The following is a 21,867-nucleotide window of genomic DNA, read 5'->3' on the forward strand; positions in this document are numbered from 1 at the left end:
TTTATCAATCGAGTGATTGAACTTTCCTACCATCAATCAATTCCAAGTCTTTTTATCCATATTTGGCAAAGAGAGCTTAAACTTAATAATAAAGAGTCGAATCACAAAACCGACAATTGAGAGAATGATAAAAGCGGTGATTCTTGGAAAGTGAAGGACAAAGGCCAACCAATAATAAATAACTCCAATTACGAAAGATAGAAGTGCATAGATGTCTTCTTTTAGAACACTTGGTACTTCATTGATCAGGAGGTCTCGGATAATACCTCCACCTGCTCCCGTTAAACAGGACAAAATCCCTGCAGACATCAAGTTCAATTTACTATCAGCTAAGGCGGTAGCTCCAATCAAGGAAAAGATGATTAAGCCAATCGAATCAAAGATAAGATAAGCTTCTCTCAGCCACTTATAGAATTTTTTTTCTTGACTGGCATTGGCTTGTTTTGATGTCACAAAGGCATACATAATAACAGCTACAAGAATAGAGACATAAATCGGTCCAGGATCTGCGAGAGCGGATGGAAAACGACTGATAATAGAATCTCTTAAAATACCCCCGCCTACTGCTGTTACAATTGCCAATAAACTAATTCCAAAAATATCTAATCGTTTACCAAATCCTTTGATAGCGCCTGAAGCAGCAAAGGCTATAGTCCCAATATAATTACAGATCATTAGGAATAGATCGAAATCCATATAAGCTCCTCAATTTATTTTTGTAACCCTCCGACTTCTTGAAGGTCATTCTAAATACTTTAGCTTGAAATGTTGTATCGAAAACAAACTAAGCATCCATATTTTCTAAATCTTTTAGTTTAACAGAGACAATCTTAGAAACACCAGATTCTTGCATGGTTACCCCATAAATAGAGTCTGCTGCTGCCATGGTTCCCTTACGGTGGGTAACAACGATAAACTGACTATCCTTGTCAAAACGGTTAAGATAATCCCCAAAGCGTTTAACGTTAGCTTCATCGAGTGCAGCCTCTACTTCATCCAAAATAACAAATGGAATGGTCTTGACACGAATGATTGAGAAGAGCAAAGCAAGAGCTGACAAGGCCTTCTCTCCACCACTCATGAGGTTGAGAGATTGGATTTTCTTACCTGGCGGTTGAACAGAGATTTCAACACCTGCTGTCAATAAATCTCCCTCGGTCAGGATTAGGTCCGCTTGACCACCACCAAACATCTGCTTGAAGGTCACTTTGAAGGATTCACGAATTGCTTCAAAGGTTGATTTAAATCGTTCCTTCACTTCATCGTTCATCTCTGTAATGGTTTCAAGAAGAAGATTTTTGGCAGAAAGAATGTCATCACGCTGACTATTTAAGAATTCCAACCGTTCGTGAACTTCGTCAAACTGTTCAATGGCATCCAAGTTAACCGGACCAAGTGAACGAATGGATTTTTCCAAATCCTTGACCTTTTGTTCAGCGACAGCCAAGTCTTCCAATTGGTTGGCTTGTTCTAATGCTTCAGTATAACTAATCTGGTATTCTTCAGTCAGTTGACCTTGAAGATAGCGAAGGCGGTCCGTAATCTTCTCTTTAGTTGCTTCTGCACGTGTTTGCTTACGAATCCATTCTTCATTTTGCTCGCGAGCTTGTTCTAAATGACTGGCTATATCATCCAATTGACCTTCAATATCATCTAGTTCAAACTGCTTACGAATCAATCCTTGTTGAATTTCTTCCTTCTGACTCTTGGCTTCTGCTTCCTGCTTGGCCAAAAGTTCTGTATCAACTTTTTCAAGATTGTCTACCTTTTCTTGGAGAAGCCGTTCAATTTCTTCTTGTTCGATATTGAGGTTCTCAAGTTCTTTATTGATCCGTTCAATATCTGCAACTTCGTAACGTTTTCGCCCTACCATTTCTGTTTTGAGCAGACGTTCTTGAGAAAGTTTATCCTGCAAGCTTTGGTAACGTTCTTGAATCGCATTTTTATTGGACTTGATTTCTTCAATCTCAGACTCCAGCTTTTGCTTTTCAGTTGCAATGAGCGAAAGACGTTCTTGGCATTTTTCTTTTTCAGCTTGCCAATCTCCACCTCTGAGATTGTTTAATTCTTTTTCCTGAAGTTCTAGAAGTGTTTCGAGTTCTTCAACTTGCTGGCAAGTTTGTTGATAAGCAAGATATAAGCCCTGCTCCTCTATACGAGCTTGCTCTCCTTTAGACTTAATAGTTTCCAAAGTCTGAGTGAGGGTAGCTAAGTTTTCTTGAACTGTTTTCAGAATTTCTTCTTCCTGACCAAGGAGCTTTTCCTCTTGAGCAATTTCTTTTTGTAACTGCTCCAATTCAGGCTTGATGAAAATACTGTTATTTTGACGATTGGCACCACCAGCATAAGAACCACCTGTACGCAGTTCAGTACCATCTAAGGTTACCATCCGAACTTGATAGCGTACCTTACGAGCCGCATCACGCGCATGCTCCACTGTATCAAAGATAGCTGTCGTAGCTAGCAAGTTTTTAAATATTGCTTCATGTTTGGCATCAAAGGTAACCAATTCATCTGCCATTCCAAGAAAACCTGGACTTGAGGCAATCACATCTTGATTCTGCCCAGAAATGCTACGTGCCTTAATAGTTGTCAAAGGTAGGAAAGTCGCACGACCAGCTCGGTTTCTCTTAAGAAAATCGATGGCCTTTGTTGCTGCCTGTTCATCTTCAACGATAATGTGTTGGCTACTTGCACCAAGGGCAATTTCAAGTGCTGTCTGATAACGAACATCAAAGGTTAAATGTTCACTAACAGCTCCAACAATACCTCCTAGACAATTTTTCTCTTGTAAAACACTCTTAACACCTGCATAGAAATTACTATGGTTTTTAAGAATGTTTTCCAAACTTTGCGCCTTGGCCTGCTTGTTTTTCAGACTATCCAATCGGTCAAAGAGTTGATTTTGCTGGCTTTGATAAGTCTGCTTTTGTGCTTCTTCTTCTTTGGCACTGGTTTGATAGTCAGCGAGTAAGTTCTGTACTTCTTCTTTAGCAGACTTTAGGGCAAGCTCTTGGTCAGCAGCCTTAGACTTGGCAGTAACCAATTGTTCCTTCAAGGATTCTAATTGTTCTTCCTGCTTTTGAGTCTGTTGGCGACTATTTTCAAGGTCATTTTCAATACGTGTCAACTGGTTAGAGACATCCGCTTCTTCTTGTAAAAAGGCAACGAAACGTTCACGCAGTTGCTCAATCATTTGATCTGGATCATCAGAAAAAGCTAATAACTCAGCTTCTAAACGATTGACTTCCTTAGTATTGACAGATAGATTTTCTTCTAACTGACTGAGATTTATTTCTTTTTCTTCCTTCTCTTGAATGAGAACATTTCTCTTTTCGTCCAAACTAGCCAAACGAGCCTGTGCCTCTTGTTGATTGAGAGCAACCTGCTCTGTCTCCAGTTTAGACAAGGCCAATTTCCGTTCCAAATCACTGATTAGAGCAGTCAAATCCATCAAACTAGTTTGATCTTTAGCCATCTCCGCTTGTAAATCATGACGTTTCTTTTTGAGAGTTTGGTTTTCTTCTTCTAAGTCTTGACGTTTTTGGTAATAACTGGTCAGAAGTTCCTGAACTTGGTTTAATTCTTCTTCTGTTACATCCAATTCAACCTTATTGGCTTGAATTTGTGCAACCAAAACATCCAAGTAGATGGCTTTACGCTGACCGTCTAATTCTATAAATTTACGAGCTGTTGCTGCTTGCTTTTCTAATGGTTTGATTTGATTATCTAACTCATAAATGATATCTTCCAAACGATCCAAGTTGTCCTGAGTTTGTTGGAGCTTGCTTTCAGTTTCTTTTCGACGAGTTTTATACTTCAAAACTCCGGCAGCTTCTTCAAAAATAGCCCGACGTTCCTCAGGCTTAGAGTTAAAGATCTCTTCAACTTTCCCTTGGGAAATAATAGAGAAGGAATCACGTCCAAGTCCAGTATCTAAGAAGAGGTCATGAATATCACGAAGACGAACTTTTTTACCATCAATCTTGTATTCACTATCTCCAGTACGATAGATATGACGTTCAACTTTGATTTCCTGGCCTGCATCCTTGATAAAGCCATCTTGGTTATCCAAAGTAACAATAACAGAAGCGTAGTTTAGAGGCTTCCGACTTTCCGTTCCTGCAAAGATGACATCAGGCATCTTCCCGCCACGCAGACTTTTCACACTAGATTCACCTAGTGCCCAACGGAGGCTTTCAGTAATATTTGATTTCCCAGATCCATTTGGTCCTACAACCGCCGTCACCCCTTGGTCAAAAAGAACTTTGGTCTTATCAGCAAAGGACTTAAAGCCTTGGATTTCAATTTTTTTTAAATACATGAATCCAGCCCTTTCTCAACTGCATTTTTAGCGGCTTCCTGCTCGGCCAATTTTTTAGAGCGTCCTTTACCAGAACCTAGACTTTGCCCCTCAACAAGGACTTCAACCTCAAACATCTTATCATGGGCTGGCCCAATCTCTGAAATCACCTGATAACGAATATCAACATCTCCATTAACTTGGAGCAATTCTTGAAGGTGAGTCTTATAATCCTTGATCATCTCAAAATCGCCAGCTTCAACCTTAGGAATCATGACTTGGTAGATAAAGGTTTTTACAGTCTTTATATCCTTGTCTAAAAGCAGAGCACCCAAAAAGGCTTCAAAAGCATCGCCCAAGATCGTGTCTCGGTTACGACCACCAGACTTTTCCTCCCCCTTACCAAGCTTGATAAACTGATCAAACTGACAATCACGGGCAAAACCAGCCAAACTCTCCTCACGGACAATCATAGCACGGAGTTTTGACAAGTCCCCTTCTGGTTTTTTAGGGTATTTTTTAAACAGATATTCTGAAATCAATAATTGCAGAACAGCGTCTCCTAAAAATTCCAAGCGTTCATTGTGTGAAATTTTTAAGAGGCGGTGCTCATTGGCGTAACTAGTGTGGGTAAAAGCTGTTTCGAGTAATTGTTTATCTGAAAAAACAAGATCAAAACGTTCTTGTAACACGGATTCTAATTCTTTCATGACTACCTCTTTCTAAATCATTATAATCCTATCCATTATATCAAAAAAAGGCTTCATAGTCAGAAAAGAACAGTGAAAAGCTCATTTTCTAACTTCTAGCTAAAATCAGCCCCCAGCTAGCGGATTGGGCTTTTTTTTGGTATAATAAATCTTATGGAAATTGAAAAAACCAATCGAATGAATGCTCTGTTTGAATTTTATGCAGCCCTTTTGACCGATAAGCAGATGAACTATATCGAACTCTACTATGCAGACGACTATAGTTTAGCTGAAATCGCTGAAGAATTCGGTGTCAGTCGCCAGGCCGTTTATGATAATATCAAACGAACTGAAAAGATTCTGGAAGACTATGAGATGAAGCTCCATATGTACTCTGACTACATTGTTCGCGGTCAGATTTTTGACCAGATTTTGGAGCGCTACCCAGAAGACAGTTTTCTACAAGAGCAAATTGAGATTTTGACCAGTATTGATAATAGGGAGTAATCATGGAAAATCTTGTTGTCTATAAAGGAATACCTTGCAAACTATTAGCAGCAGAGGAACCATTTCCTACAAGACTACAAATTCTCTCACCTGATTCTATTCCTCAAGCCCTTAAAGAAGGTTTTAGCTGTTGGGGTTATCCAACTGAAATCATGAAAGAAGTCACACCCGAAGAACTAGAGTGTTTGCAACATTTCGGACGATTTCCACTGAATTGAAAAAATAGGAGAAAATAATGGCATTTGAAAATTTAACAGAACGTTTGCAGAACGTCTTTAAAAACCTACGTAAAAAAGGAAAAATCACAGAAAGTGATATCCAAGAAGCAACCAAAGAAATTCGTCTGGCTCTTTTAGAAGCCGACGTTGCTTTACCTGTTGTCAAAGACTTTATCAAGAAGGTTCGTGAACGTGCCATTGGGCATGAAGTCATTGATACCCTCAATCCAGCTCAACAAATCATCAAGATTGTCAATGAAGAATTGACAGAAGTTCTTGGCTCAGACACTGCTGAGATTATCAAGTCACCAAAAATCCCAACTATTATCATGATGGTCGGTTTGCAAGGGGCTGGTAAAACAACTTTTGCAGGTAAACTTGCCAATAAACTCAAAAAGGAAGAGGATGCTCGTCCTTTGATGATTGCGGCCGACATCTATCGTCCTGCAGCTATTGACCAGCTTAAAACACTAGGACAACAAATTGATGTTCCTGTCTTTGCTCTTGGAACTGAAGTTCCTGCAGTGGAGATTGTTCGCCAAGGTTTGGAGCAAGCTAAAGCCAACCATAACGACTATGTCTTGATTGATACGGCTGGTCGTTTACAAATCGACGAGCTTCTCATGAATGAGCTTCGTGATGTTAAAGCTCTTGCTCAACCAAATGAAATCCTTCTCGTCATCGATGCTATGATCGGTCAAGAAGCTGCTAACGTTGCGCGAGAATTTAACGCTCAATTAGAAGTTACCGGTGTCATCCTTACCAAGATTGACGGGGACACTCGTGGTGGTGCTGCCCTTTCTGTTCGTCACATCACTGGAAAACCTATCAAATTCACTGGTACTGGTGAAAAGATTACTGATATTGAAACCTTCCACCCTGACCGCATGGCCAGCCGTATTCTCGGTATGGGAGATATGCTGACTCTGATTGAGAAAGCTTCCCAAGAATACGATGAGCAAAAAGCCCTTGAAATGGCTGAAAAGATGCGGGAAAACACTTTTGATTTCAACGATTTCATCGATCAGTTGGATCAAGTGCAAAATATGGGGCCAATGGAAGATTTGCTCAAGATGATTCCTGGTATGGCCAACAATCCTGCCCTTCAAAATATGAAGGTGGATGAAAAACAAATCGCTCGCAAACGTGCTATCGTCTCATCTATGACTCCTGAAGAACGTGAAAATCCAGATTTGCTCACTCCAAGCCGTCGTCGTCGTATTGCAGCTGGTTCTGGTAATACCTTTATCGATGTCAACAAGTTCATCAAAGACTTTAACCAAGCCAAACAACTCATGCAAGGTGTCATGTCTGGTGACATGAACAAGATGATGAAGCAAATGGGCATCAACCCTAACAACCTTCCTAAAAACATGCCTGGTGGCATGGATATGTCAGCCCTTGAAGGTATGATGGGACAAGGTGGTATGCCGGATATGTCTGCTCTTGGAGGAGCCGGAATGCCTGATATGAGCCAGATGCTTGGTGGAGGTCTCAAGGGTAAAATCGGTGAATTTGCTATGAAGCAATCCATGAAACGCATGGCCAACAAAATGAAAAAAGCTAAGAAAAAACGCAAATAAAAAAGGACTCAATTGAGTCCTTTTTTTATTGTTCTTTTCTAAGTTTCTCCAAGGTTTGCTTGAATATTTCTGGAATATCAGCAGTAAATTCCATAGTTTCACCAGTTCTTGGATGGGTAAATCCTAGCGTCTTTGCATGGAGAAATTGCCCATGTCCCTTTAGGGTTTTACGAGGACCGTATACCTCATCACCAGCGACAGGATGACCGATATAAGCCATGTGCACACGGATCTGATGAGTTCGTCCTGTTTCCAGTTGCAATTCCAGCAATGTATAATCACCAAAACGTTCTAAGACTTGAAAACGTGTCACTGCTGGTTTCCCTTTTGCAGTCACAGCTTGCTTCTTACGGTCTTTTTCGCTACGACCGATCGGTGCCTCAATAACTCCACGGTCGTTGGGAAGATTCCCATGAACGATGGCCCAATATTTACGAAGAGACTTTTTGTCCTTCAATTCTTGAGCTAGTGCTAAATGGGCATCATCGTTTTTAGCAATCATCAAGAGTCCAGATGTATCTTTATCGATACGATGGACAATCCCTGGTCTCAATACACCATTAATGCCTGATAGATCCTTGATATGGTACATAAGGGCATTCACCAAGGTACCACTGGTATGACCAGCACTTGGATGAACGACCATACCTTGAGGTTTATTGACTACTGCTACATCCTCATCTTGATAAATGATTTCTAGAGGAATATCTTCAGCTACATACTCCAAAACCTCTGGTTCTGGCAACTGATAAGTAACGACATCGCCCTCTTGGACCGTATACTTGGCTTTTTTGACCTGACCATTGACCAAGACTTGGCCTGATTTGATTTGTTCATTGGCGAGACTACGGGACAATTCTGTCAAATCTGATAAAGCCTTGTCTAAGCGTAGTCCACCTGTTTCAATTTTAATTTCCATTCATTTCCTCTTTTAGCATTGCAAGCAATAAAACAAGCACTCCTACTGTCAGATAGCTATCTGCCACATTGAATATAGCAAAATTAACAAAGTCTAAGTGAAACATATCCACCACGAATCCTTGACTGATGCGATCGATAAAGTTCCCTAGACCACCTGCAATAATCAAAACCAATCCAAGAACTGTCCAGAAGGAATCCTCTATATGCTTATGTAGATACCAGATAGCCCCTGCCATAACTACAAGAGTTATTACTGCAAAAAACCACTGCTGATCTTGGAGCATTGAAAAGGCTGCCCCTCTATTTTGCAGATAGGTCAAACTGACCAGATTTGGGATCCATGATTTGACTTCACCAAGAGCAATATTTTGAACGACGTACGCCTTTACCAATTGATCTAATACAATCAAGGCTGCTATAATCCCTGCTACTATTCCTCTTTTTTTCATGCTTTCCTCTTCTGATCAAAATACTCTTGCATAACTTCTACAAATAAGGTTCCCGCTTGGCTCAAGTCTACTTCCTCACGCTTGACATACACCATGCGATTATTGAGATTATCATTTAGCGGAATAACGGTGATCCCGTTCACACTATCGCTATCTAAGAATCCAGATCCAGTCGCATAAGCATCTGTTCTTTCAAGAATCCCATTTAAAGTAGCGCGGTCTGTTACGTTAAACATCTGAGAGCTGGCACTTGTATCCACAAAATTTTCAGAGTAGTAGAGATATTCATCTTTTTCTTGGGTAAAACGAACTGTTGGTAAATCTACTAAATCATCCATGACTAGTTCTTTTTTCTTGGCTAGGGGATGACCTTCTCGCAAATAGATGTGGGTTTGAAAAGGAATTAGCTCAATCACTTCAAGACCTAATTTTTCAATTCGTTGCATAACGCCTTTTTGGTTTTGATTGTTGAGATAGATAATCCCAATTTCACTATGGCCTTGAGCTACTTCATCCAAAATCTGAACAGTCGTTGATTCAAAAATACGAAAGTTTTTATAATCTGGATAATGCTTTGAGAATGCTGTGATCGTCGGTGGTAAAAAGTCATAGTGCTGACTAGCTATTGAGAATTCGTCCTTTTCTTCTTCAGGGTTGGCATACTGATTTTGAAAAATATCAAAACCTTTGACCAGCTCTTGGGCTTTTTCATAGAATTCCATACCTCGACGGGTTAGGAAAGTGCCTGAACTTGTTCTACGGAAAATCTTGAAGCCAAGCTCTTTTTCTAAGTCTCTTACAGAAATAGATAGACTGGGTTGGCTAACGTACATTTTCTCAGCCGCTTCACGAAAAGTACCACTATTTGCAATAGCAACAACGTAGCGTAATTGTTGAATATTCATGACTTCTCCTTCGATTTCTATCTTATCATTATACCATAAATCAAGCCTATCCAACAAAGGAAAATTATGTGTCCTAGACTTCTTAGCAAAGTAAACAAAAAACACCTTTAAAGCTAGACCCAAAATCCAACTAAAAAGGGGTGTTATCAAATGCGATTATTTAGCTGCTGCGTAGAGTTCGTCTACTTTATTCCAGTTGATAACTGAGAAGAAAGCTTTGATGTAGTCAGGACGAACGTTACGGTATTTCACATAGTATGCATGTTCCCAAACGTCCAAGCCCAAGATTGGTTTTTTACCTTCTGAGATTGGTGTGTCTTGGTTTGCTGTTGAAGTTACTTCAAGCTTACCTTCTTTGTTAACAACCAACCAAGCCCATCCAGAACCAAAACGAGTTGTTGCTGCTGCAGTGAAGGCTGCTTGGAATTCTTCGAATGAACCGAATGTTGCATCAATTGCTGCTACAAGTTCTGCTGAAGGAGCTGTTTTTTCAGGAGTCATCAATTCCCAGAAAAGAGCGTGGTTCAAGTGTCCACCACCATTGTTGATAAGCGCTTGACGGATATCAGCTGGAATAGATTCTACGTCAGCAAGCAATGCTTCAAGGTCTTCACCGATTTCAGGGTGTTTTTCAAGAGCTGCATTAGCGTTATTTACATATGCTTGGTGGTGTTTGTCATGGTGCAAATGCATTGTTTCAGCATCGATGTATGGTTCCAAAGCGTCGTATGCGTATGGAAGATCTGGTAAGATAATAGCCATCTGTAATACCTCTTTTTCTTTCTATATAAAAATGATAACGTAAACATCTCGTTTTTTCAAGTTATTTGCTCAATTTGACTGACTTGCAATCTGTAATAAGGCCTTCTCAAATAGGTAGCTTTTTTCATAAACTCCTGTCTTAATTTGATAGTCTGTTTGGATCAGATAGCGAATAGAATCTTGCAAGAAATTCAAGGATAAGCCTCGCGTATCTCGAAGGGCAAACTTGATTTGATAGGGATTAGGATTACGACCTAGATAGTGCCCTAAACTGCTAACCATCTGGGACTCCGTCTGACCTGACTCTGCCAAAATCTTGACTTGTGTATAGAGTCTAAACTGCCCCAGCATAATGGCAATCAGTTTGATCTCGTCTTCACCCTGCAAGGTCAAATCTTTTACCAAATCTCGCGCCTGATCAATCTTTTTAGCGAGGATAAGCTGAGTTAAGTCAAAGATATTATCCTGCAAAGTCTTTGGTATAGCTTCAACAATGTCTTCTTCGGAAATACGGTCATCATCCTTATAAGACTGTAAGAAGAGTAGGTTTTTCTGAATTTCACTGAATTGAAAACCTGATTTGATAAGCAACTGTTCGAAGGATTTTCCATCAAAGGAAAGTCCTTGTTCCTGAGACCACTTTTGAAAATAAGCTCGCAACTCTTGCTCTTTAGGTTCAAGAGCCTCAAACACAGTTGCATCTCTCTTGAGTAATTTGACCAACCGTCTCTTACTATCTAACTTACCTTCTACGAAAATCACTAATTTGCTGGTAGGCGATGGATTTTCTAAGTATTCTTCAAAAGACTTGAGTTCATCATCAGTTAGATAACGTTTTTTTGCAGTGGTTATATCCACAAAATGATCTAGAATGACAATTTTTTCATCCGCAAAGAAAGGAAGACTGACCAGCTCTAGTTCCAAGCTTTTGTAGTCTACTTCTTTCATATCAAAATAAGCAAAGTTCAAATCAGCAGAATCGTAGCCGATTTGCTTTAGCACCTGAGTTTTCATGACTTCATACTGTCCTTGATCAACGCCTGTAAACAAGGTCAAACTAGGTAAGTTTGATAAAGATAGCTTTTGGCTTTCTTCTATAGCTAGCATCTTCTCTCCTTTCTATTCGATAAATTCATTTCTCTAATCAATATAATTCAATTTACCACGGAAATCTTCAAGGCTTTCATAACCTTTTTCCGCCATGATTTCTTTGAGTTCCTTGGTAATACGCTCAAAAGCAGCTACTCCTTCTTTATGAAGGGTAGTTCCTACTTGCACCATACTGGCACCACATAGGATATGTTCAAAGGCATCACGTCCTGTTAATACTCCACCAGTTCCGATGATCTGAATTTCTGGATTCAAGCGTTGATAAAAAGCATGGACATTAGCAAGGGCGGTTGGTTTGATGTATTCTCCACCAATCCCACCAAAACCATTTTTAGGACGAATCACGACAGACTCATCTTCGATATAAAGACCATTTCCAATGGAGTTAACACAGTTGACAAACTTGAGTGGGTATTTGTTAAAAATAGCTGCCGCTTGATCAAAATGTACAATATCAAAATAAGGTGGAAGCTTGATTCCTAAAGGTTTTGTGAAATATTCGAAGACTTCTGACAGGATACGATCGGTTGTTTCAAAATCATAGGCAATCTGAGGTTTACCTGGAACATTTGGGCATGAAAGATTAAGCTCAGTCAGACCACGGAAATCACTTTCTTGAACCTTTTTCAAGATGGTATGAGTTTCCTCTGGAGACATTCCCACTAAAGAGAGAAAGAAAGTACGGCTAGGTTCTTTTTCCTGTAATTCTAGAAGATAATCAAGGTAATAATCTAAACCATTATTTGGGAGCCCCATTGAGTTTATAGAACCAAGTGGAACATCTTGATAGCGTGGTTCAGGATTCCCCTGACGAAACTCCAAGGTTGCTGTCTTGGTGACAAAGGTTCCTGCTGCTGAGTTTTTAACTCCTTCCAACTCCTCTATGGTCATGCAAGCCACACCAGCCGCATTCATCAAGCAATTGTCAAACTCAAAACCAGCAATCTGCGTTTTAGTTGATACCATGATTCTGATCCTCCAGATTCCTTTTTCTTTCTATTATTATACCATATTTTATTTCTATTTAATAAAGTCTTAATTCTAATAAATGTTCGTATTTTGCCAATTCCAAGGAAAAACACTAAAAAATTGAATGAATTTTTTGACAATTCAACGTTTTTTCTTTACACTGGAAAAAAATTCTGCTATAATGTCTCACGTAATAAAATATGACAATAAAGGAGAATGACATGACAACTGCTAAAGAATATATCCAAAGCGTTTTTGAAACTGTAAAAGCTCGTAATGGGCACGAGGCTGAATTTCTCCAGGCGGTTGAAGAATTCTTCAGTACCTTGGAACCTGTATTTGAAAAACATCCTGAATATATCGAAGAAAATATCCTAGCTCGTATCACTGAGCCTGAGCGTGTGATTTCTTTCCGTGTTCCTTGGGTTGACCGTGATGGAAAAGTTCAAGTTAACCGTGGTTACCGTGTTCAATTCAACTCAGCTGTTGGACCATATAAAGGCGGACTTCGTTTCCACCCAACTGTAAACCAAGGGATCTTGAAATTCCTCGGATTCGAACAAATCTTTAAAAACGTTTTGACTGGACTTCCAATCGGTGGTGGTAAAGGTGGATCAGACTTCGATCCTAAAGGAAAAACTGATGCTGAAGTGATGCGCTTCTGCCAAAGCTTCATGACTGAATTGCAAAAATACATCGGACCATCTCTTGACGTACCTGCTGGTGATATCGGTGTTGGTGGCCGTGAGATTGGTTACCTTTACGGACAATACAAACGCCTCAACCAATTTGATGCTGGTGTCTTGACTGGTAAACCTCTTGGATTTGGTGGTAGCTTGATCCGTCCAGAAGCAACTGGTTACGGTTTGGTTTACTACACTGAAGAAATGCTCAAAGCTAATGGTGATAGCTTTGCAGGTAAAAAAGTTGTCATCTCTGGTTCTGGTAACGTAGCTCAATTTGCCCTTCAAAAAGCAACTGAACTTAGTGCAACTGTTATCTCTGTATCTGACTCAAACGGTTACGTTATCGATGAAAATGGTATCGACTTTGACCTTTTGGCAGATGTGAAGAATAAACGCCGTGCTCGTTTGACTGAGTACGCCGCTGAAAAATCTACTGCTACCTACTACGAAGGTTCTGTATGGACTTACACTGGTAACTATGATATTGCCCTTCCATGTGCAACTCAAAATGAAATCAACGGTGAAGCTGCGAAACGCTTGGTTGCTCAAGGCGTTATCTGTGTATCTGAAGGTGCCAACATGCCTAGTGACCTTGATGCTATCAAAGTCTACAAAGAAAATGGCCTTCTTTATGGACCTGCTAAAGCTGCCAATGCTGGTGGTGTAGCTGTATCTGCCCTTGAAATGAGCCAAAATAGCCTTCGCCTTTCATGGACACGTGAAGAAGTTGACGGTCGTTTGAAAGATATCATGACTAACATCTTCAACACAGCTAAAGCAACTGCAGAAACTTACGGTCTTGGTACTGACTACCTTGCAGGTGCAAACATTGCAGCCTTTGAAAATGTAGCAAACGCTATGATTGCCCAAGGGATTGTTTAATTCTAAAAATGAACTCCTCACTATTCGTGGGGAGTTTTTCTAATGCAAAAAGAGAGTGGGACAGAAATCGGTAATTCGTTAGAATTCGATTTCGTCGTCCCACCTCCGCACAGTTGAGTAGGGCTGTAAAAGCTGATGAAATCAGCGTAGTAGAGCCCACTCAACCACTGCGTCTTGCTCGACAATCCAAAGAAAAATGAGAGGCTAGGACTTTTGTCCCAGCCTCTAAGTGATTACAACTTACCTGCTACTGCATCCAACAATTCTTGGATTTTCGCTTGGTTGCTTCCTCCTGCCATGGCCATGTCTGGTTTACCACCACCACGTCCATCAACGATTGGAGCTAATTCTTTAACCAAGTTACCTGAGTGGATGTCTTTTGTCTTGCTAGCTACAAGAAGGTTGACCTTGTCACCGATTGCTGCGACAAGAACAAGCACATCCGAATAGTCTTTTTGCTTCCAGTTATCCGCAAAGGTACGAAGAGCACCTGCATCTGAAACAGAAACTTGGCTAGCAATATAACGGTGTCCGTTTGCTTCTTGAACATTCTTGAAGACATCACCCGCCGCTGCTGCTGCTGCTTTTTCCTTCAATTCTGCATTTTCTTTTTGTAATTGACGGAGTTGTTCTTGAAGTCCTTCAACCTTATGAGGTACTTCTTTGAGTTGAGGAGCTTTCAAGGTTGCTGCGACTGCTTTCAGAGCGTCTTCTTGTTCACGATAAGCTTCAAAGGCTTCCTTACCAGTCACTGCCAAGATACGACGAGTTCCTGATCCGATCCCTTCTTCCTTGACAATCTTGAAAAGACCGATTTCAGAAGTATTGCCAACGTGGGTACCACCACAAAGCTCGATAGAGTAATCACCGATGGTGACAACACGGACTTCCTTACCGTATTTCTCACCAAAGAGGGCCATAGCTCCCATTTCTTTGGCTGTGTCGATGTCTGTCTCAACAGTCTGAACTGCGATGGCTTCCCAGATCTTCTCATTGACTTGTTGCTCAATAGCACGCAATTCTTCTGGAGTTACGGCTTGGAAGTGGGTGAAGTCAAAGCGGAGGAATTCTACTTCATTAAGTGAACCTGCTTGAGTTGCATGGTGACCAAGGATATTGTGAAGGGCCGCATGGAGCAAGTGAGTTGCTGTGTGGTTCTTCATGACACGGTGACGACGATTGCTATCGATGGCCAAAGTGTATTCTTGGTTCAAAGCAAGAGGAGCAAGAACTTCAACGGTGTGCAATGCTTGTCCATTTGGTGCTTTTTGAACGTCTGTCACAGTCGCTACTACGTTTCCTGCAGCATCCAAGATTTGACCGTGGTCCGCAACTTGTCCACCCATTTCAGCGTAGAATGGAGTTTCTGCAAAGATAAGTGAAGCAGTTCCTTCAGATACAGCTTCTACTTCTGCATTGTCCACTACGATAGCCACCAATTTAGAAGACAATTGGCTAGCATTGTAGTTGAAGACACTCTTAACAGTAATGTTTTGAAGGGTTTCGTTCTGCATACCCATAGATCCGCCTTTGACAGCAGACGCACGCGCACGCTCTTGCTGCTCTTTCATGGCTGCTTCAAAACCTTCACGATCGACAGTCATACCCGCTTCTTCAGCGATTTCTTCTGTCAACTCTACTGGGAATCCGTATGTATCATAGAGTTTAAAGACATCTTGACCAGCAATGACAGATTGTCCTTTTTCTTTCAAGTCTGCTACGATACCCTGGGCAAAGTGTTGACCTGAGTGAAGAGTACGAGCAAATGACTCTTCTTCGCTCTTAACGATTTTCTCAATAAAGTCACGTTTTTCAAGAACTTCTGGGTAGTAGCTTTCCATGATTTTTCCAACAGTTGGAACAAGTTTATAAAGGAAAGGTTCGTTGATACCTAATTTTTGACCATGCATAGAGGCACGACGGAGAAGACGACGAAGGACATAACCACGACCTTCATTTCCAGGAAGGGCACCATCACCGATGGCAAATGAAAGAGAACGGATGTGGTCAGCGATAACTTTAAAGCTCATGTTGTCGCCATCTTGGTCATAAACCTTACCAGACAATTTCTCCACTTCGCGAATGATCGGCATGAAGAGGTCTGTTTCAAAGTTTGTCTTAGCACCTTGGATAACGGCTACCAAACGCTCCAAACCAGCGCCCGTATCAATGTTTTTGTGTGGCAATTCCTTATACTCGCTACGAGGAACAGCAGGGTCTGCGTTAAATTGTGACAAAACGATGTTCCAGATTTCGATGTAACGGTCGTTTTCGATATCTTCTGCAAGTAAACGAAGACCGATATTTTCTGGGTCAAAAGCTTCTCCACGGTCAAAGAAGATCTCTGTATCAGGTCCAGAAGGTCCAGCACCGATTTCCCAGAAGTTGTCTTCGATTGGAATCAAGTGGCTTGGGTCCACTCCCACTTCAATCCAGCGGTTGTATGAATCTTTGTCATCTGGATAATAAGTCATGTAAAGTTTGTCTTTAGGAAAGTCAAACCACTCAGGACTTGTCAAAAGCTCATATGCCCATGTAATTGCTTCGTCACGGAAGTAATCCCCGATTGAGAAGTTCCCCAACATTTCAAACATAGTATGGTGACGAGCAGTCTTCCCTACGTTTTCAATATCGTTGGTACGGATGGCTTTTTGAGCATTGGTAATCCGTGGATTTTCAGGGATAATAGTTCCGTCAAAATATTTTTTAAGAGTGGCAACCCCTGAGTTGATCCACAAAAGTGTTGGGTCGTTTACTGGAACCAAGCTAACGGATGGTTCTACTGAGTGGCCTTTTGTAGCCCAGAAATCAAGCCACATTTGGCGGACTTGTGCACTAGATAATTGTTTCATATGTATCTCCTTTTTACTAATTTGATTGGCTTTCTAGCATTTCCACATAGTCGATAGCGACACAGAGGGAAATGACTAGGTCAGCATAAGATTCGTCGTAGACGGTTACAGTATAGGTAGAGGTTAAATGGAAAAGTTCCTTGGCAATCTCCGCAATTACTTGATCGCGTTCGTCTAGCAATTTAAAATTCAAATCCCAGACATTTCCTTCGATACGAAGACCGAGATTGTCAAACTCATATTTATCCTTCCAGAACGTCAACTTCTTCCGAATATAAAAATGATCGCCGTTACTCAGTTGAATTTCAAAACGAGGTAGGAAAGTTAAGACTTCCTTACTAATCTCACTGACCTGTTCACCAGCAACATCATAGATGGTAAAGGTTTTAGGAATCTTAAAAAATGAACCTTCAACCTGATAGGCGACATTGCCCATTTCATCCTTGATATCAAAACGTTCACCACCTAGGCGAAATTTTTGTTTGACATGAAATGTTCTCATAAACACCTCCAAAAATAAAAGACAAATCCATATCACGAAGGGCGAAAAACCGCGGTACCACCTTCATTCAATGAACTTGTCATTCTTGATTCTTATGCAATTGTTAGATTGAGTAGCATGATTTTCTATCTTAGATGGCTCGCAGCACCGCCAATTCTCTGAACTAAGATGGAGAGAAAATCAATTCTCAACACTCCTATTATACTGTTTTTTTGAGTTTGAGTCAACTGGAAATGATCCTCATTTAAATAACCAACTCCCTATATCTCTGGTTACTTTTTCAGGATATATTTTTTCTTACTCCCATTTTTCCTTTTATCCCAACTTTTATTCCAACTTTTCGAATTGCTAAAGATAGCTATGAAAATATTTGCAAATATAAAGTAACCTATCACCAAATGTATGGAATCCGTTGTTAGGTATTGTCGATCCAAGCCATCCTTTAAATGGAATAGTATAGCTGTTTGGTTAACAATCAAAAAGGTTGGCCAGAAACTTTTTTTGAAGAAAACAGACATTTTCATCTTTGTTACCGCCTTCTATTAAGATAAGATTAGTATACTACTAGGCTATAAAATAAGCAAATAGGATAGTAAAAATATACAGCTATACAACTATTCAAAAAACGAACCAGCTTGACTGATTCGTTCTTTTATTTATTCCTACTTCCGATACATCTTAAACTGTAAGAAGAGATCGCTGTAGATACCTGTCCATTTATGGTCAAATTTCTCATAGACCTCTAGATGTTTCATAGTGTCTGCATCTGGATAGAAGGACTTGTCCTCTTTGGTCTCCTCAGGGAGCATTTCCTTAGCAGGATTGTTTGGTGTTGAATAGCCGACATACCCTGCATTTTTGAGAGCATTTTCGGGCTTCAACATAAAGTTAATGAAGGCATAGGCAGCATCCTGGTTCTTAACTGTCTTAGGTATCACCATATTGTCAAACCAGAGGTTACTTGCTTCTGTCGGAACGACATATTTGAGGTTAGGATTCTTTTCCAACATCTGACTAGCTTCACCTGAGAAAGTCACACCGATGGCAGCGTTATTCTGAATCATGTACCCCTTCATCTCATCCGCAACAATAGCCTTGATGTTAGGCGTTAGCTTGTAAAGTTTGTCTACTGTTTCCTCCAACTGCTGTGGATCTTTTGAGTTGAGGCTATAGCCTAGTGAGTTAAGGCCTAAACCAAGCACTTCACGCGCCCCATCAAAAAGCATAATGGAGTTCTTATACTCTGGCTTCCAAAGGTCGTCCCAATGTTCAGGCGCTTCTTCCACCATAGTCTCATTGTAGACGATTCCCAAAGTTCCCCAGAAGTATGGGATAGAGTACTTGTTGTTTGGGTCAAAGGACTGGTTGAGAAATTCTGGACCGATATTCTCAATGCCCTCAATCTTACTATAATCCAGTGGAACTAGAAGGTCTTCGTCCTTCAGCTTATTAATCATGTACTCACTTGGGATAGCAATATCATAAGTCGTTCCACCCTGCTTGATTTTCGTGTACATAGCTTCGTTGGAGTCAAAGGTCTCATACTGGACTTGGATTCCTGTTTCTTCTGTAAATTTCTCCAGAAGTTCAGGGGCGATATAGTCTCCCCAGTTGTAGATAACCAATTTTTGACTATCACGACTATTGATTTTACTGTCAAGATGGTAAGAAATTCCCCACAAAACAAGGATAATGGCTAGAATTCCTGCTAAAAATGAATAGAGTCGTTTCATGCTTGCTCCTCCTTCTCACGTGAAATGAAGTAATATCCGACAACTAGGATAATACTAAAGAGAAAGACCAAGGCTGAAAGAGCATTGATTTCTAGCGAAATCCCCTTACGAGCACGAGAGTAAATCTCGACTGAGAGGGTTGAAAAACCATTTCCCGTCACAAAGAAGGTCACGGCAAAGTCATCCAGCGAATAGGTGAAAGCCATGAAGTATCCTGCAATGATAGACGGCGTTAGGTAAGGAAGCATAATTTCCTTGAACATCTGGAACTGACTGGCACCAAGGTCATAGGCCGCATGAATCATATCTCCATTCATCTCTTTTAATCGAGGCAAGACCATGAGCACTACGATTGGAATGGAGAAGGCCACATGACTAGACAGAACCGTCAGAAAGCCAAGAGAAAACTTGAGTTGTGTAAAGAGAATCAAGAAGCTGGCACCAATCATAACGTCTGGGGCAACCATCAAAATGTTATTGAGTGATAGGAAGGCTTCTTGATATTTTTTGCGTGATTGGTAGATGTAGATAGCACCGAAAGTCCCAATAACAGTCGCAATCAGGGCTGATAGGAAGGCTAGTAAAAATGTCTGAACCAAGATGAGCATGAGTCTTCCATCGCCAAACATGGTTTCAAAGTGAGACAAACTAAAGCCTGTAAAGCTATTCATATCATCCCCAGCATTGAAGGCATAACCAATCAAGTAAAAGATTGGCAGATAGAGGACGATAAAGACAAAGGCTAGGTAAAGATTTGATAATTTTTTCATCGTTCTCTCCTTTCCTTAGTCACCCACATGGTGATAAACATGGTCAGGATAAGAACAACACCGATAGTTGAACCCATACCGTAATTATCGTTTGTCAGGAAGTTCTGCTCGATGGCAGTCCCTAAGGTAATCACTCGGTTCCCCCCAATCAAACGTGTCAGCATGAAGAGACTTAAACTCGGGATAAAGACAGATTGGACACCACTTCGCACTCCATTCATAGACAGAGGAAAGATGACATGACGGAAAGTTTCCCACTTGGTTGCACCAAGGTCATAGCTCGCATTGATAAGGTTATTATCCATATCATCCAAGACATTGAAGATAGGTAAAATCATAAATGGAAGCTCGATGTAGCTTGCAACAAAGATAAATGAGAAATCCGTAAAGAGCAACTGCTGCGAACCGATTCCGATAAATTCAAGGAATTGGTTGATAGAGCCATTTTGCCCAAAAATCCCGATAAAGGCATAGGCTTTAAGGAGCAGGTTGATCCAAGTTGGCAAGATGATCAGCATGAGCCAGAGTTGACGGTGTTTGAGGCGGGTCAAGAAAAGGGCTGTTGGGTAGCTGATAAGTAGCGTCACTAGAGTTACAATCCCTGCATAAAGAACTGAGTTAAAACTCATTTTGAGATAGGTCAAGTTTTGTGACGCAAAATAAGATTTATAGTTTTCTAAACTGAACTGGCCTTCGATGTTGAAAAAGGATTGCCCAAAAATCAAGACCAAAGGTGCCAAAACAAAGAGTGCAATCCAAAGCATGTAGGGCACTACAAAGAGTTTAGAGGTTGTTTTCTTCATCTCTTTCCTCCTCGATAGCGTTGATCAAACCTGCTTCTTGCTCTTCGATTTCTACATATTCTTCGATACGAGCATCGAACTCTTCTTCTGTTTCATTGAGACGCATGATGTGGATGTCTTCTGGTTCAAAGTCCAGACCGATTTCCTCACCAACGATGGCCTTACGAGTTGAGTGAATCATCCATTCATTGCCCAGTTCATCATAAGCGATAATCTCATAGTGAACCCCACGGAAAAGCTGGGTATCAACTTTAACTTGGAGCTTGCCTTCTTCTGGAAGTGTTATGCGCAAGTCTTCTGGACGAATCACGACTTCAACCGGTTCATTTGGCTTCATACCACCATCGACCGCTTCAAAGCGTTTGCCGTTAAATTCGACCAAGTAGTCCTCAATCATGGTTCCTGGCAAGATGTTTGATTCACCGATAAAGGTTGCAACAAAGTGGTTGATTGGCTCGTCGTAGATGTCAACTGGTGTACCTGACTGAACAATTTCTCCATCATTCATGACAAAAATCCAGTCACTCATAGCCAGGGCTTCTTCCTGATCGTGGGTAACAAAAACAAAGGTAATACCCAATCGTTGTTGCAATTCACGCAGTTCATACTGCATGTCTGTCCTCAATTTTAAGTCCAAGGCTGACAAAGGCTCATCCAAGAGTACCACACGAGGTTGGTTGATAATAGCACGCGCAATTGCTACACGTTGACGTTGTCCTCCAGAAAGCTTACGAATAGAACGTTTTTCAAAACCTTCCAACTGTACCATCTTAAGTACTTCTAGCACACGTCGTTCGATTTCTTTCTTATCGACCTTACGCAAACGCAATGGAAAGGCAACATTTTCAAAGACATTCATATGTGGAAACAAGGCATAAGACTGGAAGACTGTATGAACATCACGCTTATTAGTCGGAATATCATTGATTCGCACGCCGTCCAGTAAAATATCTCCAGTCGTTGCGTCTAGCAAACCTGCAATGATATTTAGGATGGTTGATTTTCCTGAACCAGATGCACCTAGCAGTGTATAAAATTTCCCTTCTTCCAACTCAAAATTAATATCTTTGAGAACCTTGGTGTTGCTATCTTCAAAAACTTTAGAAACGTTTTTGAATTCGATAATTGGTTTTTTCAATTGGCATAAATTCCTTCTTTTTCATAGATTAACAGATCAGGGCTCTGTCAGGCCGCCACTACCTCTTGCAAGGAGTTAGGCCTCC

20 protein-coding genes are annotated in these 21,867 nt (G+C 40.7%); 4 read left to right on the forward strand and 16 right to left on the reverse strand.

Annotated features, from left to right (window positions below; all coding sequences use genetic code 11):
* Nucleotides 1–36: 36 nt before the first annotated feature.
* The 3 genes from GEZ89_RS01785 to rnc form a co-directional block, all read right to left on the reverse strand.
* The gene (locus GEZ89_RS01785; RefSeq protein ID WP_075231681.1) at nt 37–696 is read right to left on the reverse strand and encodes a trimeric intracellular cation channel family protein; all 660 of its coding nucleotides are present in this window, start codon (nt 694–696) and stop codon (nt 37–39) included.
* A gap of 88 nt (nt 697–784) precedes the next feature.
* Entirely contained in the window at nt 785–4,324 is a 3,540-nt protein-coding gene (smc, locus tag GEZ89_RS01790) for a chromosome segregation protein SMC (RefSeq protein WP_075231682.1), read from the reverse strand.
* Nucleotides 4,315–5,013 (reverse strand): ribonuclease III, encoded by a 699-nt coding sequence (rnc, locus tag GEZ89_RS01795; protein ID WP_075231683.1) that lies wholly within the window; start codon nt 5,011–5,013, stop codon nt 4,315–4,317. Before rnc ends, smc begins: the two co-directional genes overlap by 10 nt.
* Before the next feature lie 153 nt (nt 5,014–5,166).
* On the opposite strand from rnc, the gene GEZ89_RS01800 reads away from it, so the two are divergent.
* From GEZ89_RS01800 to ffh, 3 genes are read left to right on the forward strand one after another with little or no spacing between them, the layout of a single operon-like run.
* The gene (locus GEZ89_RS01800) at nt 5,167–5,499 is read left to right on the forward strand and encodes a putative DNA-binding protein (protein ID WP_049503199.1); all 333 of its coding nucleotides are present in this window, start codon (nt 5,167–5,169) and stop codon (nt 5,497–5,499) included.
* A gap of 2 nt (nt 5,500–5,501) precedes the next feature.
* The gene (locus GEZ89_RS01805) at nt 5,502–5,717 is read left to right on the forward strand and encodes a 2-oxoglutarate:acceptor oxidoreductase (RefSeq protein WP_075231684.1); all 216 of its coding nucleotides are present in this window, start codon (nt 5,502–5,504) and stop codon (nt 5,715–5,717) included.
* 17 nt (nt 5,718–5,734) lie between these two features.
* Nucleotides 5,735–7,300, forward strand: coding sequence for a signal recognition particle protein (gene ffh, locus GEZ89_RS01810; protein ID WP_075231685.1), 1,566 nt, complete (start codon nt 5,735–5,737; stop codon nt 7,298–7,300).
* 25 nt (nt 7,301–7,325) lie between these two features.
* On the opposite strand, the gene GEZ89_RS01815 is transcribed toward ffh, so the two are convergent.
* The 6 genes from GEZ89_RS01815 to GEZ89_RS01840 form a co-directional block, all read right to left on the reverse strand.
* Entirely contained in the window at nt 7,326–8,219 is an 894-nt protein-coding gene (locus GEZ89_RS01815; protein WP_153224747.1) for an RluA family pseudouridine synthase, read from the reverse strand.
* Nucleotides 8,209–8,670: a signal peptidase II gene (gene lspA, locus GEZ89_RS01820; RefSeq protein ID WP_153224748.1), complete on the reverse strand. Its 462-nt coding sequence runs from the start codon at nt 8,668–8,670 to the stop codon at nt 8,209–8,211. Before lspA ends, GEZ89_RS01815 begins: the two co-directional genes overlap by 11 nt.
* Nucleotides 8,667–9,575, reverse strand: coding sequence for a LysR family transcriptional regulator (locus tag GEZ89_RS01825; RefSeq protein ID WP_153224749.1), 909 nt, complete (start codon nt 9,573–9,575; stop codon nt 8,667–8,669). The genes lspA and GEZ89_RS01825 overlap by 4 nt, the downstream gene beginning before the upstream one ends.
* Nucleotides 9,576–9,731: 156 nt before the next feature.
* Nucleotides 9,732–10,337, reverse strand: coding sequence for a superoxide dismutase SodA (gene sodA / locus GEZ89_RS01830; protein ID WP_153224750.1), 606 nt, complete (start codon nt 10,335–10,337; stop codon nt 9,732–9,734).
* Between the two features lie 69 nt (nt 10,338–10,406).
* Nucleotides 10,407–11,444, reverse strand: a complete 1,038-nt coding sequence (gene holA, locus GEZ89_RS01835; RefSeq protein ID WP_075231690.1) for a DNA polymerase III subunit delta — start codon at nt 11,442–11,444, stop codon at nt 10,407–10,409.
* A gap of 33 nt (nt 11,445–11,477) precedes the next feature.
* Nucleotides 11,478–12,413 (reverse strand): dihydroorotate oxidase, encoded by a 936-nt coding sequence (locus tag GEZ89_RS01840; RefSeq protein WP_153224751.1) that lies wholly within the window; start codon nt 12,411–12,413, stop codon nt 11,478–11,480.
* A 224-nt stretch (nt 12,414–12,637) separates the two neighbouring features.
* Here GEZ89_RS01840 and gdhA point away from each other — a divergent pair, with 224 nt between their 5' ends.
* Nucleotides 12,638–13,984: an NADP-specific glutamate dehydrogenase gene (gdhA, locus tag GEZ89_RS01845; protein ID WP_153224752.1), complete on the forward strand. Its 1,347-nt coding sequence runs from the start codon at nt 12,638–12,640 to the stop codon at nt 13,982–13,984.
* 233 nt (nt 13,985–14,217) lie between these two features.
* Here the strand turns inward: gdhA and alaS are convergent, their stop codons facing one another.
* The 7 genes from alaS to GEZ89_RS01885 form a co-directional block, all read right to left on the reverse strand.
* Nucleotides 14,218–16,836, reverse strand: coding sequence for an alanine--tRNA ligase (gene alaS / locus GEZ89_RS01855; RefSeq protein ID WP_153224753.1), 2,619 nt, complete (start codon nt 16,834–16,836; stop codon nt 14,218–14,220).
* A gap of 16 nt (nt 16,837–16,852) precedes the next feature.
* Entirely contained in the window at nt 16,853–17,338 is a 486-nt protein-coding gene (locus GEZ89_RS01860) for an LURP-one-related/scramblase family protein (RefSeq protein ID WP_153224754.1), read from the reverse strand.
* 272 nt (nt 17,339–17,610) lie between these two features.
* The gene (locus GEZ89_RS01865) at nt 17,611–17,862 is read right to left on the reverse strand and encodes a hypothetical protein (RefSeq protein ID WP_153224755.1); all 252 of its coding nucleotides are present in this window, start codon (nt 17,860–17,862) and stop codon (nt 17,611–17,613) included.
* A 138-nt stretch (nt 17,863–18,000) separates the two neighbouring features.
* Nucleotides 18,001–19,071 (reverse strand): ABC transporter substrate-binding protein, encoded by a 1,071-nt coding sequence (locus GEZ89_RS01870; RefSeq protein WP_153224756.1) that lies wholly within the window; start codon nt 19,069–19,071, stop codon nt 18,001–18,003.
* Nucleotides 19,068–19,841: an ABC transporter permease gene (locus GEZ89_RS01875; protein ID WP_045763347.1), complete on the reverse strand. Its 774-nt coding sequence runs from the start codon at nt 19,839–19,841 to the stop codon at nt 19,068–19,070. The genes GEZ89_RS01870 and GEZ89_RS01875 overlap by 4 nt, the downstream gene beginning before the upstream one ends.
* A complete protein-coding gene (locus tag GEZ89_RS01880) occupies nt 19,838–20,644 on the reverse strand; it encodes an ABC transporter permease (protein ID WP_000754116.1) in 807 nt (268 codons plus the stop codon). The genes GEZ89_RS01875 and GEZ89_RS01880 overlap by 4 nt, the downstream gene beginning before the upstream one ends.
* Nucleotides 20,625–21,782, reverse strand: coding sequence for an ABC transporter ATP-binding protein (locus tag GEZ89_RS01885; protein WP_000742906.1), 1,158 nt, complete (start codon nt 21,780–21,782; stop codon nt 20,625–20,627). Before GEZ89_RS01885 ends, GEZ89_RS01880 begins: the two co-directional genes overlap by 20 nt.
* Between the last annotated feature and the right edge of the window lie 85 nt (nt 21,783–21,867).

The organism is Streptococcus mitis (assembly GCF_009496285.1).
GTDB lineage: Bacteria > Bacillota > Bacilli > Lactobacillales > Streptococcaceae > Streptococcus > Streptococcus mitis_BP.

What these genes read in the sequence shown, in the direction of transcription:
- GEZ89_RS01785 (WP_075231681.1), bottom strand. Translation starts at nt 696, where the DNA reads ATGGATTTCGATCTATTCCTAATGATCTGTAATTATATTGGGACTATA.
- smc (WP_075231682.1), bottom strand. Translation starts at nt 4,324, where the DNA reads ATGTATTTAAAAAAAATTGAAATCCAAGGCTTTAAGTCCTTTGCTGAT.
- rnc (WP_075231683.1), bottom strand. Translation starts at nt 5,013, where the DNA reads ATGAAAGAATTAGAATCCGTGTTACAAGAACGTTTTGATCTTGTTTTT.
- GEZ89_RS01800 (WP_049503199.1), top strand. Translation starts at nt 5,167, where the DNA reads ATGGAAATTGAAAAAACCAATCGAATGAATGCTCTGTTTGAATTTTAT.
- GEZ89_RS01805 (WP_075231684.1), top strand. Translation starts at nt 5,502, where the DNA reads ATGGAAAATCTTGTTGTCTATAAAGGAATACCTTGCAAACTATTAGCA.
- ffh (WP_075231685.1), top strand. Translation starts at nt 5,735, where the DNA reads ATGGCATTTGAAAATTTAACAGAACGTTTGCAGAACGTCTTTAAAAAC.
- GEZ89_RS01815 (WP_153224747.1), bottom strand. Translation starts at nt 8,219, where the DNA reads ATGGAAATTAAAATTGAAACAGGTGGACTACGCTTAGACAAGGCTTTA.
- lspA (WP_153224748.1), bottom strand. Translation starts at nt 8,670, where the DNA reads ATGAAAAAAAGAGGAATAGTAGCAGGGATTATAGCAGCCTTGATTGTA.
- GEZ89_RS01825 (WP_153224749.1), bottom strand. Translation starts at nt 9,575, where the DNA reads ATGAATATTCAACAATTACGCTACGTTGTTGCTATTGCAAATAGTGGT.
- sodA (WP_153224750.1), bottom strand. Translation starts at nt 10,337, where the DNA reads ATGGCTATTATCTTACCAGATCTTCCATACGCATACGACGCTTTGGAA.
- holA (WP_075231690.1), bottom strand. Translation starts at nt 11,444, where the DNA reads ATGCTAGCTATAGAAGAAAGCCAAAAGCTATCTTTATCAAACTTACCT.
- GEZ89_RS01840 (WP_153224751.1), bottom strand. Translation starts at nt 12,413, where the DNA reads ATGGTATCAACTAAAACGCAGATTGCTGGTTTTGAGTTTGACAATTGC.
- gdhA (WP_153224752.1), top strand. Translation starts at nt 12,638, where the DNA reads ATGACAACTGCTAAAGAATATATCCAAAGCGTTTTTGAAACTGTAAAA.
- alaS (WP_153224753.1), bottom strand. Translation starts at nt 16,836, where the DNA reads ATGAAACAATTATCTAGTGCACAAGTCCGCCAAATGTGGCTTGATTTC.
- GEZ89_RS01860 (WP_153224754.1), bottom strand. Translation starts at nt 17,338, where the DNA reads ATGAGAACATTTCATGTCAAACAAAAATTTCGCCTAGGTGGTGAACGT.
- GEZ89_RS01865 (WP_153224755.1), bottom strand. Translation starts at nt 17,862, where the DNA reads ATGAAAATGTCTGTTTTCTTCAAAAAAAGTTTCTGGCCAACCTTTTTG.
- GEZ89_RS01870 (WP_153224756.1), bottom strand. Translation starts at nt 19,071, where the DNA reads ATGAAACGACTCTATTCATTTTTAGCAGGAATTCTAGCCATTATCCTT.
- GEZ89_RS01875 (WP_045763347.1), bottom strand. Translation starts at nt 19,841, where the DNA reads ATGAAAAAATTATCAAATCTTTACCTAGCCTTTGTCTTTATCGTCCTC.
- GEZ89_RS01880 (WP_000754116.1), bottom strand. Translation starts at nt 20,644, where the DNA reads ATGAAGAAAACAACCTCTAAACTCTTTGTAGTGCCCTACATGCTTTGG.